General features: G+C 73.0%; 13 protein-coding genes and 2 pseudogenes. 4 read left to right on the forward strand and 11 right to left on the reverse strand.

The annotated features are described in order from the left end of the window. Positions 1 to 123: 123 nt before the first annotated feature. The 7 genes and pseudogenes from JNO54_RS12890 to JNO54_RS12920 form a co-directional block, all read right to left on the reverse strand. Positions 124 to 1,233, reverse strand: a complete 1,110-nt coding sequence (locus tag JNO54_RS12890) for a uroporphyrinogen-III synthase (protein WP_204144254.1) — start codon at positions 1,231 to 1,233, stop codon at positions 124 to 126. Further along, positions 1,230 to 1,622 (reverse strand): nitrite reductase small subunit NirD, encoded by a 393-nt coding sequence (locus JNO54_RS12895; RefSeq protein WP_068322328.1) that lies wholly within the window; start codon positions 1,620 to 1,622, stop codon positions 1,230 to 1,232. Before JNO54_RS12895 ends, JNO54_RS12890 begins: the two co-directional genes overlap by 4 nt. Continuing rightward, positions 1,619 to 4,210: a nitrite reductase large subunit NirB gene (gene nirB / locus JNO54_RS12900; protein WP_204144255.1), complete on the reverse strand. Its 2,592-nt coding sequence runs from the start codon at positions 4,208 to 4,210 to the stop codon at positions 1,619 to 1,621. The genes JNO54_RS12895 and nirB overlap by 4 nt, the downstream gene beginning before the upstream one ends. Positions 4,211 to 4,220: 10 nt before the next feature. Beyond that, entirely contained in the window at positions 4,221 to 5,759 is a 1,539-nt protein-coding gene (locus JNO54_RS12905; protein WP_204144256.1) for an FAD-dependent oxidoreductase, read from the reverse strand. After that, positions 5,756 to 7,945 (reverse strand): molybdopterin oxidoreductase family protein, encoded by a 2,190-nt coding sequence (locus JNO54_RS12910; RefSeq protein ID WP_204144257.1) that lies wholly within the window; start codon positions 7,943 to 7,945, stop codon positions 5,756 to 5,758. The genes JNO54_RS12905 and JNO54_RS12910 overlap by 4 nt, the downstream gene beginning before the upstream one ends. Next, entirely contained in the window at positions 7,945 to 9,300 is a 1,356-nt protein-coding gene (locus JNO54_RS12915) for an MFS transporter (protein ID WP_204144258.1), read from the reverse strand. The genes JNO54_RS12910 and JNO54_RS12915 overlap by 1 nt, the downstream gene beginning before the upstream one ends. Before the next feature lie 109 nt (positions 9,301 to 9,409). Beyond that, a pseudogene (locus JNO54_RS12920) lies at positions 9,410 to 10,021 on the reverse strand (nicotinate phosphoribosyltransferase); the annotation flags it as partial. Here JNO54_RS12920 and ligD point away from each other — a divergent pair. Beyond that, positions 9,971 to 10,523: pseudogene (gene ligD / locus JNO54_RS12925) on the forward strand (non-homologous end-joining DNA ligase LigD). The pseudogenes JNO54_RS12920 and ligD sit on opposite strands and share 51 nt — an antisense overlap. A gap of 57 nt (positions 10,524 to 10,580) precedes the next feature. Here ligD and JNO54_RS12930 read toward each other — a convergent pair. The 3 genes from JNO54_RS12930 to JNO54_RS12940 all read right to left on the reverse strand — a co-directional run bounded on the left by JNO54_RS12930 (position 10,581) and on the right by JNO54_RS12940 (position 14,002). After that, a complete protein-coding gene (locus JNO54_RS12930) occupies positions 10,581 to 11,720 on the reverse strand; it encodes a ScyD/ScyE family protein (protein WP_204144259.1) in 1,140 nt (379 codons plus the stop codon). Positions 11,721 to 11,888: 168 nt separating this feature from the next. Continuing rightward, complete coding sequence (locus JNO54_RS12935) at positions 11,889 to 13,493, reverse strand: catalase (protein WP_204144260.1); 1,605 nt, start codon at positions 13,491 to 13,493, stop codon at positions 11,889 to 11,891. A gap of 29 nt (positions 13,494 to 13,522) precedes the next feature. Next, positions 13,523 to 14,002 (reverse strand): pyridoxamine 5'-phosphate oxidase family protein, encoded by a 480-nt coding sequence (locus JNO54_RS12940; protein ID WP_204144261.1) that lies wholly within the window; start codon positions 14,000 to 14,002, stop codon positions 13,523 to 13,525. Between the two features lie 133 nt (positions 14,003 to 14,135). Here JNO54_RS12940 and JNO54_RS12945 point away from each other — a divergent pair, with 133 nt between their 5' ends. From JNO54_RS12945 to JNO54_RS12955, 3 genes are all read left to right on the forward strand, one after another. After that, entirely contained in the window at positions 14,136 to 14,975 is an 840-nt protein-coding gene (locus tag JNO54_RS12945) for a uracil-DNA glycosylase (RefSeq protein WP_204144262.1), read from the forward strand. Positions 14,976 to 14,979: 4 nt separating this feature from the next. Then, positions 14,980 to 15,981 carry a quinone oxidoreductase family protein gene (locus JNO54_RS12950; protein ID WP_204144263.1) on the forward strand — a complete coding sequence of 334 codons (1,002 nt, stop codon included), beginning with the start codon at positions 14,980 to 14,982 and terminating at the stop codon, positions 15,979 to 15,981. Positions 15,982 to 16,515: 534 nt separating this feature from the next. Beyond that, entirely contained in the window at positions 16,516 to 16,983 is a 468-nt protein-coding gene (locus JNO54_RS12955; protein ID WP_204144264.1) for a putative endonuclease domain-containing protein, read from the forward strand. Positions 16,984 to 17,156: 173 nt separating this feature from the next. Here the strand turns inward: JNO54_RS12955 and JNO54_RS12960 are convergent, their stop codons facing one another. Then, positions 17,157 to 17,507, reverse strand: a complete 351-nt coding sequence (locus JNO54_RS12960) for a hypothetical protein (protein WP_204144265.1) — start codon at positions 17,505 to 17,507, stop codon at positions 17,157 to 17,159. Positions 17,508 to 17,526 lie beyond the last annotated feature (19 nt).

Genomic DNA, 17,526 nt, shown 5'->3' on the forward strand with positions numbered 1-17,526 from the left:
GCTCGTCCTCGTCCTGTGTGGCGTCGGTCGGCCGCAGGTCGAAGTGCATCTTGTTCTTGCCGGAGTCGGGCCGGGCACCTCGATGAAGAGCACCCGGTGGTCCGTCGCCGCAAGCGGATTGCCTCAGGCCGTGGCCAGGCGGTAGCCCCGCTTGACGACGGTCTCGACGACGCGACGGTCACCGATGGCCTCGCGCAGCCGGGCGACGGCCACCTCGACGGCGTGACCGCTGGCGGAGTCGCCCGGCAGCACCTCGAGGACGTCGGCGCGGGTGACGACGTCCCCCTTCGCGTCGACGAGCAGGTGGAGCACGGACATGCCGCTCGGGGAGACGGCGAGCACGCGATCACCCAGGACGGCGGCGGTGCTGCGCAGCTGCAGCGGTCCGGCGACGGTCTCGACGGCCGTGGACACCATCGCCTCGTAGTGACCGACGACGGCGCGCACGAGCGACCCCAGCCGCGCCCGCTCCGGGAGCAGCGGGGCGATGCCGACGTGCTCGAGCGGACGTGCGGTGACCGGCCCGACGGCGGCGACGACGAGGCGCCCGGTGCGGGCCCGGCCGATGATCGACGGCAGGACGCCGGCGTCCTGCGCGGCGTCGAGCCAGGCCGCGGCGGCGGGGGCGGAGGTGAAGACGACGACGTCGACGTCGCCGACCGCCGCCTGCTCCACGCCGCAGGTCACCGCGGCGGTGTCCGGCGGTGGGCCCCACCGGTAGACGACGAGGGGAGTCACCGAGGCGCCGGCGGCGGCGAGGTCGACGTCGAGCTCTTCGCACCCAGCGCCATGGTGCTGGACCGCGATGCGTTGTCCGGCAACGCCTTCGGTGATGAGGAAGTCGCGGATCTCGACCGAGGTCTCCGACTCGGCGACCCAGTCGGCGTCGTGCCCGGCGGCCTGGATCGCCCCCCGGGCCTTGGGCCCGCGGGCGATGATCCGGGTGGCGTCGAGCACGTCGTGCAGCTCCTCGCCGAGCCCGGCGGCGTCGGCCGCCTCGACCCACCCGCGGAACCCGATCGCCGTCGTCACGACGACGATGTCGGGTGGCGCGGCGAGCAGTGCCCGGGTCCGCTCCACGAGCTCCGCGTCGGCGGTGTGCGGCACGATCGTCAGCGCCGGGGTGTGCACGACCCGGGCACCGCGCCGCTCGAGGGCGGCGCGCAGGTCACCGGCACGCCGGTCCCCGGTGACGAGGACGACGCACCCGGCGAGCAGCTGCGGCAGGCTCACGTGACGCTGCGGTCGAAGGGGGAGCCCGTCACCTCGTCGCCGGACGGCTCGATCCAGACCTCGCCGTCGACGACCGCCACGGGCCAGGTCCGCAGGTCGACCGGGTCGCTGCCGGCGCCGTCGAGGCAGGCGCCCGTGCGCAGGTCCCACACCTGCTTGTACATCGGCGAGATGACCGTCGGGACCCCGCCCCGCGTGCCGACGAGCCCACGGGCGATGACGTGGGCGCCGCTGTAGGGGTCGAGGTTGGCGATGCCGTGGACGAGATCGTCGTGCGTGCGGACGAGCGCGACCTGCAACCCGTCGACGAGGGCGACGGCGCCACGCTCGGGGACGAGATCGGTGAGGGCGCACAGATGCACCCGGGTCTGCGGGGGAGCAGTGGTCATGAGCGGACCTCCAGTGTCGTGCCGGCGATGAGGACGGACTCGTCCGAGCGCTCCTGCGGGGTGGCCGGGCGGGCCTGGCCGCGCTCGCCGACGTAGGCGAGCGAGTCGTCGACGGCGTCCGGGGCATTGACGAAGGACGCGAAGCGGGCCAGCTTGTCGGGGTCGGCGAGCGTGGCTGCCCACTCGTCGCGGTAGTTGCCGACGTGCGCGGCCATGGCCGCGTCGAGGTCGTCGGCGATGCCGAGGCTGTCGTCCATGACGACGGCGCGGATCGCCTCCAGACCCCCTTCGTGCTCCTCGACCCAGGGGGCGGTGCGCTGCAGGCGGTCGGCGGTGCGCACGTAGTACATGAGGAAGCGGTCGATGGTGCGCACGAGCGTCTCGGTGTCGAGGTCCTCGGCGAGCAGGCGTGCGTGCTTGGGGGTGAATCCGCCGTTGCCGCCGACGTAGACATTCCACCCGTGGTCGGTGGCGATGACCCCGACGTCCTTGCCGCGGGCCTCGGCGCACTCGCGGGCGCACCCGGAGACGCCGAGCTTGATCTTGTGCGGCGAGCGGAGCCCGCGGTAGCGCAGCTCCAGGTCGATCGCGAGGCCCACGGAGTCCTGGACGCCGAAGCGGCACCAGGTCGAGCCGACGCACGACTTCACGGTGCGCAGCGACTTGCCGTAGGCGTGCCCCGACTCGAAGCCCGCGTCGACCAGCCGCCGCCAGATGCCGGGCAGCTGGTCCATCCGGGCGCCGAAGAGGTCGATCCGCTGGCCGCCGGTGATCTTGGTGTAGAGGCCGTAGTCCTTGGCGACCTCACCGATCGCGATGAGTCCTTCGGGCGTGACCTCGCCACCGGGGATGCGCGGGACGACCGAGTAGGAGCCGTCCTTCTGCAGGTTGGCCATGACGTGGTCGTTGGTGTCCTGCAGCGCCGCCTGCTCGCCGTCGAGGATGTGGCCGGTCCCGAGCGAGGCGAGGATCGAGCCGATGACCGGCTTGCAGATGTCGCACCCTCGGCCGGTCCCGTGGCGCTCGATGATCTCGCTGAAGGTCCGCAGGCCCTGGACCCGCACGATGTCGAAGAGCTGGGCCCGCGACTGCTCGAAGTGCTCGCACAGGGCACTACTCACCTCGACGCCGGAGGCGGCGAGCTCGCTCGTCACGAGCTTCTTGACCAGCGGCAGGCAGGAGCCGCAGCTCGTGCCCGCCCTGGTGCACGCCTTGACCCCGGCGAGGTCGGTGCAGCCCCCTTCGCCGACGGCACAGCGGATCTCACCTGCGGTGACGTTGTTGCAGGAGCAGACCGCGGCCTCGTCCGGCAGGTCCCCGGCGGGTGCCGCGGCAGCCCCCTCGGGCAGGAGGTAGGCCGCGGGGTCGCCGCCGAGCTCACGGCCGACCATCGGGCGAAGGGAGGAGTAGGCGCTGGCGTCGCCGACGAGGATGCCGCCGCGCAGGGTGCGGGCGTCGTCGCTCATGACGAGCTTCTTGTAGACGCCGGCCACCGGGTCGGAGATAACGACCTCGAGCGAGCCGGGCTCCTGCGCGAAGGCATCGCCGAAGCTCGCGACGTCGACACCGAGGAGCTTGAGCTTGGTCGACAGGTCGGCCCCGGGGAAGGTCCCCGCGCCGCCGAGCAGCCGGTCGGCGACGATCTCTGCCATCGTGTAGCCGGGAGCGACCAGGCCGAGGCAGCGACCGCCGATGCAGGCGACCTCACCGATCGCGTGGATCGCGGGATCGGCTGTGGCACAAGCGTCGTCGACGACGACTCCGCCGCGCTCGCCGATCTCCAGACCGGCCTCGCGGGCGAGCTCGTCGCGCGGGCGGACCCCCACGGCGAAGACGACGACGTCGACGTCGAGCGAGGGTCCCTCGGTGAACCTCATCCGGGAGACGGCACCGCGCTCGCCGACGATCTTCGACGTCGCGGTCGAGGTGCGCACCGAGACACCGAGGCCCTCGATGAGCCGCCTGAGGCCCTCGCCGCCACCCTCGTCCACCTGCAGCGGCATGAGCCGGGGCGCGAACTCCACGACCGTCGTCTCGACCTCGAGCGCTCGCAGGGCCCCGGCCGCCTCGAGGCCGAGCAGGCCGCCGCCGACGACCGCGCCGCGGACCGGCCGGTCGAGCTCCTCGCGGCGGGTCTCGACGAACTCGCGCAGGTCGGCGACGTCGTCGATCGTGCGGTAGACGAAGGCCCCGCGCAGGTCCTTCCCGGGCACGGGCGGCACGGCGGCGTAGGAGCCGGTCGCGAGGACGAGGGAGTCGTAGGGCAGGACCTGGCCGGTGCTCGTCGTCACGGTCCGGGCCTCGCGGTCGATACTCTCCGCCCGGACGCCGCGGCGGAGCGTGACGAGCGGGTCGTCCCACAGCTCCTGCCCGCCGAGGGCCAGGTCTTCGGGGTGCCGTCCGGTGAAGTAGGAGGTGAGGGCGACGCGGTCGTAGGGTGCGCGCGGCTCCTCGCACAGCAGCGTGACGGCCCACCGGCCGGCGTCGTCGCGGGCACGCAGCGCGTCGACGAGTCGGCGCGCGACCATGCCGCCGCCGACGACGACGAGCTGCTGCGGCTCGGTGGTGGGGGTGGTGGTCTCTGACATGGCGCTCAACTTAGGAAGCCCTCGTTTCGGCTCGGTCTTGGTCGTGTTTCCCCGGTGTGAACCCGCCCTCACCGGGCGTGGTCGCGGTCTGTGAGGGGCCTGCGTCGGCGCCGAGCCAGTCGAGGATCCCGCACACCGCGTCGGTGCACCCACCGCAGCCGGTCGTCGCCCGGGTGCTCTCGGCCACCTGCTCCAGCGTCGTTGCGCCGGAGGCGAACTCGGTGCGGATGTCCCCCTTCGTCACGCCGTTGCAGCGGCAGATCGTCGCCCGGTCCGGGATGAGCGAGGGGGAGTCCCGTCGCATCGTCGTGGCGGCCGGCGCGATGGCCGGCAGCAGCAGGTGCGCCGGGTCGGCCGGCAGGGGAGTACGGCGGGTGTAGCTCGTGATGAGGTCGGTGCCGACGCGGCCTGCCCCGACGGCGGTGGCGCCGACGAGGAGGCCGTCGCGCACGACGATCTCGAGGTGCCGTCCGGCAGCCGGGTCGCTCAGCCGGACCACACGGTGGGCGGGGTCGTCGACGCGCCCGCTGCCGCACACGCCCATCGTCACGATGTCGACACCGTGGGTCTTGGGCTTGACGACGTCGCCGACGCCGGTGGTCACGGCCTCGGGGTCGCGACCGGTGAGCCGGTCGGCGAGACGGCGGGCCTGCTCCCACCCCTGGGCGACGAGACCACTGGCGCCGCCGGGAGGTTGGGCGCAGTCGCCGATGGCGTGCACGTGCGGGTCGCTCGTCGTCAGGTCGGCGTCGACGAGGACGCCGCGGTCGACGTCGATCCCGGCCGCCTCGGCCAGCTGGGTGCTCGGCACGGTGCCGGTCGACAGCACGAGCAGGTCGGCGGCGAGCACCTCGCCGTTGGTCAGGTGCACCCGCCGCAGCCGGCCCTCCTCGACGACGACCTCCTGCGCCCCGACGCCGACGCGCTGGTCGACACCCGTGCGGCGCAGCGTCGACTCGACGACCCGGCTGGCCCCCTCGTCGAGCTGGCGCTCCATGAGTGCGGGAAAGGGGTGGACGACAGTGACGGCGAGGTCGCGCCGGGCGAGCCCGCTCGCCGCCTCGAGTCCGAGGACGCCGCCGCCGAGGACGATCGCGCGGCGCGCGTTGAGCGTGGCCGCGATGATCTCGCGGGCGTCGTCGATGGAACGCAGCACGTGCACCCCGCTCGGCAGGTCACCCCGGCCGGGACCGTCACCGAGACCCGGGAGCGCCGGGACCCGGGCGGCCGCCCCGGTGGCGATGACGAGCTCGTCGTAGGGGATGCGCGAGTCGTCGGCGAGGACGACGTCGCGGCGCCCACGGTCGATCGCCCGCACCGCGACGCCGCGCTGCACCGTGACGCGCGGGTGGTCGGGCGCGGGGAGGGCGATCGCCGAGAGCCCGCGCGTGCCCGCGACGACGTCGCTGAGCAGCACCCGGTTGTAGGGCTCGCAGGCCTCGTCGCCGAGCACCGTGACGAGGTGTTCGCCGGCGTGGTCGGCGGCCGTGAGGTCCTCGACGAATCGGGACCCGACCATCCCGTAGCCGATGACGACGATGTGGCTCATGCGCTGACCTCCAGCGGCTCGGGGACGAGATCGGTGGTGCTGGCGGCGACGTCGACGGCGCACACCTTGAACTCCGGCATCGACGAGATCGGGTCGACCGCGTCGTTGGTCGCCCGGTTGACGCTCCCGGCACCGGCGAAGTGGAAGGGCATGAAGACCGTGTCCGGCCGGACCCGGTCGGTGATCCGCGCGGGCGCGCTGACCGTGGCCCGCGCGGTGCGCAGGTCGAGCTGGTCGCCCTCCTCGATGCCGAGGCGGTGGGCGAGGAGTGGGTGCACCTCGACGAAGGGGGTCGGTTGCGCCGCGAGGAGCGCTGCCACCCGGCGGGTCTGTGCCCCCGACTGGTAGTGCTCGAGGACGCGCCCGGTGATGAGGAAGAGCGGGGCATCGCGCCGCAGGTCCTCGGCCGGGCCGACGTGGTCGACGGGCACGAGCCGGGCACGGCCGTCGGGCGTGGGGAAGTCGTCGAGGAAGGCGCGCGGTGTGCCCGGGTGAGGTGCCTCCCCTTCGCCGCTGGCGGGGCAGGGCCAGTGCAGGTCGCTCTCGCGGTCGAGGCGGGCGTGGCTCAGCCCGGAGTAGTCGGCGCGGCCGCCGACGCTCGCCCTGGCCAGCTCGTCGAAGACCTCCGACGGGACCGTCGACCACGTGCCCGGGGCATCGAGGCGAGCGGCGAGCTGCGACCACACCCACAGCTCCGAGACGACTCCCTCGGGCGGGTCGATCGCCTTGCGGCGGCGAATGATTCGGCCCTCGAGGTTGGTCATCGTGCCCTCCTCCTCGGCCCACTGCGTGACGGGCAGGACGACGTCGGCGAGGGCGACGGTCTCGGAGGGGACGACGTCGCAGACGACGAGCAGGTCGAGGGCACGCAGCCGCTCGGCGACCGCGTCGGCACGCGGCGCGCTGACGACGGGGTTGGCCCCGTGGACGAGAAGTGCCCGGGGTCCGCCGGGGGTGCCGAGGGAGCGCAGCAGCTCGACGGCCGGCAGGCCCGGGCCGGGCAGGTCGTCGGCGTCGACGCCCCAGACCGCGGCGACGTGTTCGCGGGCGGCCGGGTCGGCGATCATCCGGTAGCCGGGCAGCTGGTCCGCCTTCTGCCCGTGCTCGCGCCCACCCTGGCCGTTGCCCTGACCCGTGAGGGCGCCGTAGCCGCTCCCTTCGCGTCCGACGAGGCCGAGCGCGAGGGCGAGGTTGATCGCGGCGGTGACCGTCGCGGTGCCCTGGGTGGACTGCTCGACGCCGCGCCCGGTGAGGACGTGGACGCCCGCGCCTCCCCGTGCGGGGCTGGCCGCCGCGAGCAGCCGAGCGGTCGCCCGCAGGTCGTCAGCGGGCACCCCGCAGACCTGCTCGGCCCGCTCGGGCCACCACGCGGCGACGGAGCGGGCGACGTTGTCGAGCCCGCTCGTCCGCTCGGCGAGGTAGGCCTCGTCGGCGAGCGACTCGGCGAGGACGACGTGCAGCAGCGCCTGGAGCACGACGAGGTCGGTCCCGGGGACGGGCTGCAGGTGGACGCCCTGCCCGTCGTCGGTGAGGTCGGCCGTGGCCGAGCGGCGCGGGTCGACGACGACGAGCCCACCGGCCGCGCGAGCTCCCGCGAGGTGCCCGACGAAGGGAGGCATCGTCTCGGCGACATTGCTGCCGAGGAGCAGGATCGCGCCGGAGGTGTCCAGGTCGGTGATGGGGAAGGGCATGCCCCGGTCCATACCCAGCGAACGGTTGGCGGCGGCCGCGGCAGAGGCCATGCAGAAGCGGCCGTTGTAGTCGATGTGCTTGGTGCGCAACGCGACCCGGGCGAACTTGCCGAGCTGGTAGGCCTTCTCGTTCGTCAGCCCGCCACCGCCGAAGACGGCCACCGCGTCCGGCCCGTGCTCGGCAGCGATCGACCGCAGCCGGTCGGCGAGGAGGTCGAGCACCTCGTCCCAGCCCATCGGGTGCAGCTCGCCTTCGGAGCCGCGCACCAGGGGAGTGGTGAGCCGGTCGGGTGCGCGCAGCACCTCGGCCGACGTCCACCCCTTGCGGCACATGCCGCCCCGGTTGGTCGGGAAGTCGCGGCCCTCCACCTCAATTCGCTGGTCGAGGTGGGAGGCCGTCCGCGGCCGACCCTCGAGACCTGCCGTCCCGAGACCCACCGGCTCCATCGTCATCGCGCACTGCAGCGCGCAGTAGGGGCAGTGGCTGTCGACCATCAGATGCCCTCGCCGGCCAGGCGCGCGCCGCGGCGGACGTAGACCGCCCACGTGAGCGTCGCCATGAGGACGTAGGCCGCGATGAAGACCCCGATCGCCGGCACGAGCGAGCCGAAGCCCGTCGTCGACATGGCGAAGCCACGCGGCACGAGGAAGCCGCCGACGGCACCGACCGCACCGGCGATCCCGATGCAGCCGGCGGCACTGCGGCGGGCGATCGCGAGCTCGGCCCCGTCACGCACCCCGGCCCGGAAGACGGCCGGAATCATCCGATAGGTCGCGCCGTTGCCGATGCCGGCCCCGGTGAAGAGCACGAGGAACGCGAGCAGGAAGAGGACGAAGGAGTGCGCGGAGAGGGCGAGGATCGCCAGCCCCGCGGCGAGCCCCATGACGACGAAGGCCGCGATGGTCACCCGCGCGCCGCCGAGCCGGTCGGCGATGGTCCCGCCGAGCGGCCGGCTCGCGGCACCGAGAACCGCGCCGACGAAGGCGATCGACGTCGTCACCTCGGGGAACTGGCTCGTGAGCAGCGTCGGGAAGGCCGCCGAGTAGCCGATGAAGGAGCCGAAGGTGCCGATGTAGAGGAAGGAGATGATCCAGGTGTGGGGGTGGGTCGCGGCCTTCGCCCAGCTGCGGTGGTCGGACCGCGCGGTGCTGAGGTTGTCCATGCCGCGCCAGGCGCCGAGCGCGGCGAGCAGCACGAGCGGCACGAAGAGCAGGCCGGCCCGCTCGAGGTGGATCCCGGCGCCGATCGCGATCACGGCGGGGACGACGAGCTGCACGATGCCGGTGCCGAGGTTGCCGCCAGCGGCGTTGAGCCCCAGGGCCTTCCCCTTCTCCGCCTCGGGGAAGAAGAAGGAGATGTTGGTCATCGACGAGGCGAAGTTTCCCCCGCCGAAGCCGGCGAGTGCGGCGATGCCGAGGAGCAGCGCGAAGGGGGTCTCCGGCCGGCCCACGACCCAGGCCAGGGAGAGAGTGGGCAGCAGGAGCAGCAGCGCGGAGATGATCGTCCAGTTGCGCCCGCCGACGAGCGGGACCATGAAGGTGTAGGGGACGCGCAGGAAGGCGCCGACGAGGCTCGGCACCGCGATGAGCCAGAACTGCTGGTCGAGGGTGAGGGCGAAGCCGACGCCGTTCAGCTGCGGGACGACGACGCTCCACAGCGCCCACACGCAGAAGCCGAGGAACTCGGCGAGCACCGACCACCCGAGGTTGCGGCGGGCGACGGCCTGACCCCCGGCGGCCCAGAACCCCGCGTCCTCCGGCTCCCAGTGGTCGATCCAGCGCCCGGCTCGGCGGACGGGACCAGCGGCGGGTGTTGCGGCAGCGGTGCTCGTGGGCAGCGTCGTGGTCATGCCGAGAGGCTCGCAAGGCCGTGTTTCGCGCCCGGTCTGCGGACGTAAAGGCCGCGTTACCCTGCCCGCACACCCGGGGGCGCTGCGCTGTGAGGGCGGGTCGAGACCGCTACGGGGTCTCGGTGAGGAAGACCGTCTCCACCGCGGGCTGACCCTGGCTCAGCTGGTGGGCCGAGCGGGGCAGCTCGGCGACCGAGGCCTCGTGCCGGGCACGCGCGCCCTCGAGGCTGGCGTGCTCGCGCCCGAGCGGGTTGCGCCGACGCAGCGCGTACTTGCGGCCGCCGACCGACTGCTTGTCCTTGCTCTTCTTGGCGACGCCGATCATCCGCCCTTCGTCGTCCTCGCGGGCGACGAGCTTGTAGACCATCGACGCCGTCGGGTGGCCCGACCCGGTGACCACCCGGGTGCCGACGCCATAGGTGTCGACGGGGGCGACCGCGAGGGCCGCGATGGCGTACTCGTCGAGGTCGGAGGTGACGACGATCTTGGTCTCGGTCGCGCCCAGCGCGTCGAGCTGCTCGCGGACCTCGCTCGCCTGGACCACGAGGTCACCCGAGTCGAGACGCACGCCACCGAGGGAGGTGCCGGCGACCTCGACGGCCGTCCTCACCCCTTCGGTCACGTCGTAGGTGTCCACGAGCAGGGTGGTGCCGACTCCCAGGGACGCCACCTGCGCCTCGAAGGCCTCGCGCTCGCTCTCGTGCAGCAGGGTGAAGGCGTGCGGATCTCCTCGCCCGAGCGGGTCTACTTCCCCGAGGCCGGGGTGACCAAGCTCGACCTCGCGCAGTACTACCTCGCCGTCGGCGACGGCATCCTCCGCGCGCTGCGCGAGCGGCCGACCATGCTGCACCGGTACCCCAAGGGGATCGACGGGCCGAAGGTCCACCAGAAGCGGCTCCCGAAGGGCGCTGGCCTTCGCCCGCGAGGTCGAGCGGCGGGCGCCGGACGACGTGACGACGACCTGGTGGCGCAAGGACCGCGACCCCACCGCCGTCTTCGTCGACTACAACCAGAACGCGCGCGACCACACGATCGCCGCCGCCTACTCCGTCCGCGGCAACGCCCGGGCCACGGTCTCGACCCCGATCACGTGGGACGAGGTCGCCGACGTCGAGCCGCAGGACCTCACCGTGCTCACGGTCCCGGACCGCTTCGCCACGCTCGGCGACCTCCACGCGAGCATCGACGACGAGCACGTCGATCTCGCACCGCTGCTCGGGTAGGCCGAGCGCGACGAGGCCTACGGGGCGCAGGTCCCGCCGGCCTCCGACGACTGACCCTCAGCGCAGCCGCGCGACGACCACCTGACCGTCACCGGGCGAGGTCGACCCGGTCGTGACGTAGGCCTTGTCGTGCCGGATCGCGATGCCGTACGGCGTCGGGAGGTCGTCGACGACCGTCCGGTGCGCGCCGTGCGTGCTGACGCGCACGACCGAGCCCGTCGACCCGGTGAGCAGGCCCTCGTCCGCCATCTGCACGGCGTAGAGCGAACGGCCGTGCCACGCAAGGTCCGTGACGTTCGTTAGGCCGGTCGCGTAGACCGTGCGCTGGCCGTGCTTGCCCACCCGGTAGATGCTCGCCCTGCCGGCGGGGAAGGGGAATCCGGTGAGCTCCGAGACGTACCAGGCGCCGTCCGGCCCCTGGGCCGCCGCGGTCGGCACCGACTCGAACGGGGCCATCGTCCCGGGAGGCGCACCGGTGAAGGGCGGCAGCTCAGCCTCCCCCGGGGAGGGGAAGACCGCGAGGACGTCCGCGCGCCCGCGACGGCTGAGGGTGAAGACGTCGTTGCCGCCGGCGTCCACCGCGACGACCCGTCCACCGCGCATCGGTGCGAGGTCGACCGGGTTGCTGTCCACCCCTTCGCCGCCCGGGTCGTGGGCCGCCTCGTACGCGGCAAGATCGGTCCGGATCCGGGCCTTCGTGCCGTCGCCCGTGCCCCGGCGGAGCCGGACGTCGACGACGGTGCCGAGCGGGGCCGCACTCGGCCCGAGCTGGGCGCGCAGGTCCGGGGTCCCGCCCAGACCCATCGCGACGGTCAGGGTGCTGCCGTGGACGAGGACGTCGAAGGCGCCGGTGGACTCCTGCCCGCTCACGAGGCTCGGCAGCCCGGTGACGACACGGGACTGCCCGCCACGGCGCGAGACCTTCGTGATCGAGGAGGTGTCGTCGAGGCAGACCGCGCCGAACTCGGGGTGCTCGATGCACGGCCCCTGGGTGTCCGAGGGCGCGCCCGACTCGGCGACGTAGAGGTCACCGTTCGGCGCGAAGGAGAGGTGGCGCGGGCTGCTGAGGCCGGTCGCGACGACGGTCGGCGGGTGGTCCGGGCCGTGGGCCGACGCCGGCAGCGTCGCGGCGCCCGTGGCGGTGAGTGCGAGTGCGAGAGCGGTGGCCGTCAGGGGGCGGCGGAGCTGAGCTGTCATCGGTACGACCTCCAGAGTGATGGGGTCGGCGGCGGGTGCCGCTGGCCGTGCGGCGAGGCTAGACCCGCCCCGCTGCTCCGACCAGGATCGTGGTGCGAACGGTCGCCCCTCTCCCCGGGCACGACGAAGGGGGCCCCGGCGGGACCCCCTTCGCCTGCGGCTCTGTCCTCACGTGGCCGCGTTGGTGTCGCTCTCCCGGATCGTCTGGGGCTCCTTGGCCTCGGCCTTGTCGGCGTCGAAGCCCGGCCCGCCGTCGGCACCGCCGGCGCGCACCCGCTCCTCGATGCGGCGACCGATCTCGGCGTCGACCGACTTCCAGTACCAGAAGGCCCGCTCGAGGACCGGCTCGCTGACGCCCGAGAGCAGCCCGCCCGCGACCGTCTCGACGAAGCGGTCGCGCGCGGCGTCGTCGAAGACCTCGCGCACGAGCGTGCCCGCCTGACCGAAGTCGTCGTCGTCCTCACGCAGGGTCTGGGCGGCGCGGAGCATCTCGCCGTCGGCCTCCCAGCCGTCCGCCGCCGGGCCGTCGTCGTCCGCGTACGGGCGCCCGGCCGAGTTCGCTGCGTACGTCGCCGCCGGACCGGAGTGGTCGTAGCGCATCGGCCCGTCGAAGGTGTACGTGTTGGTCTCGACGATCGGCCGGTTGACCGGGAGCTGGTCGTGGTTGACCCCGACCCGCGCCCGCTGGGCGTCCGCGTAGGCGAAGACCCGCGCGAGGAGCATGCGGTCGGGCGAGAAGCCGATGCCGCGCACGATGTTGCTCGGCGCGAAGGAGGCCTGGTCGATCTGCGCGAAGAAGTTCTCCGGGTTCTCGTTGAGCGTCATCGTGCCGACGTCGATGAGCGGGTAGTCGTGGTGCGACCAGGTCTTCGTGAGGTCGAAGGGGTTGAAGCGGTAGGTCTTCGCCTCGTCGTACGGCATGACCTGCACGCGCAGCGTCCAGCTCGGGTGGTCGCCCTGCGTGATCGCCTCGAAGAGGTCGCGGCGGTGGAAGTCGGCGTCCTCGCCGGCGATCCGCTCGGCATCGGCACCGGTCCAGCTCTCGACGCCCTGGTTGCTGTGGAAGTGGAACTTCACCCAGAACTTCTCGCCGGCCTCGTTGTGCCACATGTAGGTGTGCGAGCCGTAGCCGTTCATGTACCGCCACGAGCGGGGCAGACCGCGGTCACCCATGAGGTAGGTGACCTGGTGCGCCGACTCGGGGTTGAGCGTCCAGAAGTCCCACTGCATGTTCTGGTCGCGCAGGCCGGAGGCGCCCATGCGCTTCTGGCTACGGATGAAGTGCGGGAACTTCATGGGGTCGCGGAGGAAGAAGATCGGGGTGTTGTTGCCAACGAGGTCCCAGTTGCCCTCGGTCGTGTAGAACTTCAGGGCGAAGCCGCGGACGTCGCGCCAGGTGTCGGGCGAGCCGGCCTCTCCGGCGACCGTCGAGAAGCGCGCGAGCATCCGGGTCTTGGTGCCGGGCTGGAAGAGCGCCGCGCACGTGTACTGGCTGACGTCGCCGGTGATCTCGAGCTCGCCGAACGCGCCGGCACCCTTGGCGTGCGGCTTGCGGTCGGGGATGTTCTCCCGGTTGAAGTGCGCCAGCGTGTTGACGAGGTGGTGGTCGTGCAGCAGCAGCGGCCCGTCCGGGCCGAGGGTCAGGCTGTGCCGGTCGGACGCGGCCGCGCCCCCACCGAGGGTCGTCGAGTGGCCGGCGTTGCCGAGGTTGGGGCCCTGCGGCGCACTGTCCTTGGGGTTGGTCGGGGTCGCGGGTCCGGTGGTCTCACTCATGACTCTCCTTGGTGGGGGGTGCGGTCGCTCTACAGGTCGACGACGGGTGCGTCCGAGTCGTCGGCCGGCTTGTCCTTGCTCACCAGTCCCTTGGCGAGCTGGAGGAGCATGCCGACCTTGCCCGGCGACTCCCACAGCTGCGCGGTGTCACCGGTGATCTTGAGGAGTCCGTTCTCCGGGGTCGCCGGGCCACCCTCCATGAAGGCGCTCACGGACGGGTCCCACAGCTCCTCGAGCTTCGCGCGGTCGTCGACGACCTCGGCGGTGCCCGAGAGGGAGACCCAGCCCTTGTCCGAGCTGTACGAGACGTTGACCCGGGGGTTGGCCCGGAGCGCGTGGGCCTTCTCGGAGTCGGTGCGGGTGATGAACCAGACGGTCGAGGGGTCCTCGACGTCCTGCGTGCCCATCGGCGTGGAGACGAGGCGCCCCTGCGTGTCCTCGTAGGTGATGACGGCGATGCGCGTGGCGCGCATGACCTCCAGGACCGTCTCGCGGTCGTTCGTAGCCATAGCTGCCTCCCTTGGTGCTGTGGCCGCGACCGAGGGCAGCGGCCCTCGGACTGGACTCCTCGACCCTAGCGGCCGGGGAGGGCGAAGGGGAGGGGTCGGGCGATCCCGCCGTCGTCGGGTGGATAGTGGGGCGATGAGCGCGACGACGGGACCCCTCCTCCCCCACCCGGTGACCGGCACCCCCTTCGCCTCCCCGGTGCCGCCCGGCACGGGGTGGCCGGACGACCCGGCCACCGACGCGACGCCCGTCGCCCGGACCGCCGCGCAGGTGCGCCGGCTCGCCGGGACCGAGGACCCCGACGAGCTCGCGGCGCGGATCTCCGTGTGCCGCGCCTGCCCCCGGCTCGTCGCGTGGCGCGAGGAGGTGGCGGTGACCAAGCGCGCCGCCTTCGCCGACCAGCCGTACTGGGGGCGGCCGGTCCCGGCCGTCGGCCCCGTCGACGCGCCCGTGCTCATCGTCGGGCTCGCGCCGGCGGCCCACGGCGCCAACCGCACCGGCCGCAACTTCACCGGCGACCGCTCCGGCGACTGGCTCTACGCCGCCCTGCACCGCGCGGGGCTGGCGACCCAGCCGGACTCGACGCACGCCGGTGACGGGCTCGAGCTCGTCGGCGCGCGCATCGTCGCGCCGGTGCGATGCGCCCCGCCGCAGAACAAGCCGACGACGCTCGAGAAGGCGACCTGCTCCCCCTGGCTGCTCGCCGACCTCGCCCTCTCCGAGCCGCACGTCCGCTCGATCATGTGCCTCGGCTCGATCGGCTGGGACGCGACGATCGCGGCGGTGCGCGCCGCCGGCTGGGAGGTGCCGCGGCCCAAGCCGCGCTTCGGGCACGGGGCGCGGGCGGTGCTCGTGACGCCGACCGGACGGCAGGTGAGCCTCGTCGGCTGCTACCACGTGAGCCAGCAGAACACCTTCACCGGCCGGCTCACCCAGACGATGCTCGACGACGTCGTCGCGTCTCTGGTTGGCTGACGGGATGACCGACATCCGAGCGCTCGTCGCGACCCGACCCGGCGGTGGCGACGTCCTCGCCGTCGAGTCACGGCTCGAGCCCGCCCCCGGCCCCGGCGAGATCGCCGTCGAGGTCGCGGCCGTGGGCGTGAACTTCATCGACGTCTACCAGCGCGAGGGCGTCTACCCGACGGACACTCCCTTCGTCATCGGCAACGAAGGGGCCGGGGTCGTCCGGTCCGTCGGCGAAGGGGTGGCCGAGGTCGTCCCGGGCGACCGGGTGGCCTGGCCCTTCACCCTCGGGGCCGCCGCGGAGGTCGCGATCGTCCCCGTCGACAAGGTGGCGCACGTCCCCGAAGGCGTCGAGCTCGAGACCGCCGCGGCCGTGATGCTCCAGGGGCTGACCGCGCACTTCCTCACCCGGTCGACGTACGCCGTCGGCCCGGGCACGGTCGCGCTCGTCCACGCCGCCGCGGGCGGCGTCGGGCGGCTGCTCGTGCAGATGATCACCCACCTCGGCGGGCAGGTCGTCGCGACCGCCGGGACCGACGAGAAGTGCTCTGTCGCAAGGGATCTCGGCGCCCCTGAGATGATCAACTACCGGTCCGTCGAGGGCACCGACGCGCTGGCCCGCGCCGTGCTCGCCGCCGCCCACCGCCTCGGGCACGACGACGGGGTCGACGTCGCCTACGACGGCGTGGGGGCGGCGACCTTCGACGCCTCGCTCGCGTCGTTGCGACCGCGGGGGCTCATGGTGCTCTTCGGCGGTGCCAGCGGCCAGGTGCCCCCCTTCGACATCCAGCGGCTGAACTCCGCCGGCTCGCTCTACCTCACCCGGCCCACCCTCGCCCACCACATCGCCACCCCCGAGGAGCTGCGGTCGCGGGCCGCGGACCTGCTCGGCGCGGTCGCCGAGGGGCGGCTCGACGTGCACATCGGCGGGCGCTACGCGTGGGACGACGCCGCCCAGGCCTACGCCGACCTCGAGGGCCGCCGCTCCTCCGGCAAGCTCCTGCTCATCCCCTGACCCCCCCTCGTCCACCCCTTCGTCCTGCCCCTCCCGACACACCTCGTGACTGTCGGGTACTGCTGAGGTTCGACGACGGACCTTCCCTTCTGAGGCCATCTCTCGCTCCACCGACCGCGAACATCAGCAGGACACGCGCCTGTGGACAGCGGCCGACACGGGACGGAGCTCTCGCGCCACACTGCGTGGCATGGACCTCGTCGCGACGCGCATCGCCCAGATCGGCGGCACTGCGACGACCGCCGACATCCTCGATGTCGTCACCGAGGGCACGCTCCGGGCCGCCCTCACCCGCGGCGCGGTCCACCGGCACCGGCGCGGTGTCTACGGGCTGACCAGCCTCGAGGGGCACGCCACCCATGCGGCCACGATCGGCGCAACCCTGAGCCACCGCAGCGCCACCTCACGGCCCCTGACCGTCGGGGACGCGACGTCCGGTACCGACAGCTGGCCGCCGATGACGTCGACGGAGCCCGCACCTCACCGATACGCACGGTCATCGACTGTGCGCGGGACCTGCCCCTGGCCGAGTCGTTGGCCGTCGCCGACTCCGCCGTGCGGACGGGTGACGTCGCGCTGCTCGATCTCGCGCATGCCGTCGAGGAGCTGCCCCGCACCGGGCGCCGGCGGGCGATGCGGGTGCTCAGCCTGGCATCCGGGGCGTCGGCCGGCCCCTTCGAGTCGGGCCTGAGAGCAGCGGCGATCACCGCGACGGGGGACGAGTCATGGGTGGCGCAGCCCGAGCTGCGGTTCCGCGACGGACGGCTGCGGCATCCCGACGTCGGGCATCCGGCGCTGCGCATCGCGCTCGAGGCCGACAGCCATGCGCATCACAAGACCCGCTCCGACATCGTGCGTGACTGCCATCGCTACGTCGAGATGGGGCTCACCGGGTGGTGGGTGCTCCGGTTCGCGTGGGAGCACGTCATGCAGCACGACCGGTGGGTCCACGAGGTCATCGCTCTCGCCCACACCCAGCGTCGCGCCCGCCGCGCGAGCTGACGTGTCGTGCTGAGGTTCGCGCGCGTCCGGACGAGATCTCGCGGGAGACGCGGCTCCCGGCGGTCGAACCTCAGCAGTACCCGACAGTCACGAGGTGTGCCGGACGAAGGGGTGAGCGAGGGGGGAACGACGAAGGGGCCCGGGGATGTCCCCGGGCCCCTCACGTCAGGTCGTCACCAGAGGAAGGCGATGGCGGCGTTGACGATCGTCAGGCCGGCCGCGGCGAGCGCGAGAGTCTTCCCGTCCTCGCCGCGCTTGTACTTCGCGTTGCTGATCTCCGCGCACGCGACGACGGCGATCATGACGAGCAGCTTGACGCCGATCTTCATGTGGTTGAGCGACGGGTCACCCTCGTCGCGGCCCATCTCGAGGACCGTCACGAGGAGCAGGCCGAGGACCAGCTGGACGCGCGCGGCCCAGACCTGGATGACGCGCCCGCTCTGGGGCGGGACCACGGCGCCGACGACGATGGCGACCATGGCGATCATGTGGGCGACGTAGAGCAAGAGGTGCAAGGCGTCCATGGGTCCGAAGCCTACGGTC

Origin of the sequence: Janibacter endophyticus (assembly GCF_016888335.1) — a bacterium.
Classification (GTDB): Bacteria; Actinomycetota; Actinomycetes; order Actinomycetales; family Dermatophilaceae; genus Marihabitans; species Marihabitans endophyticum.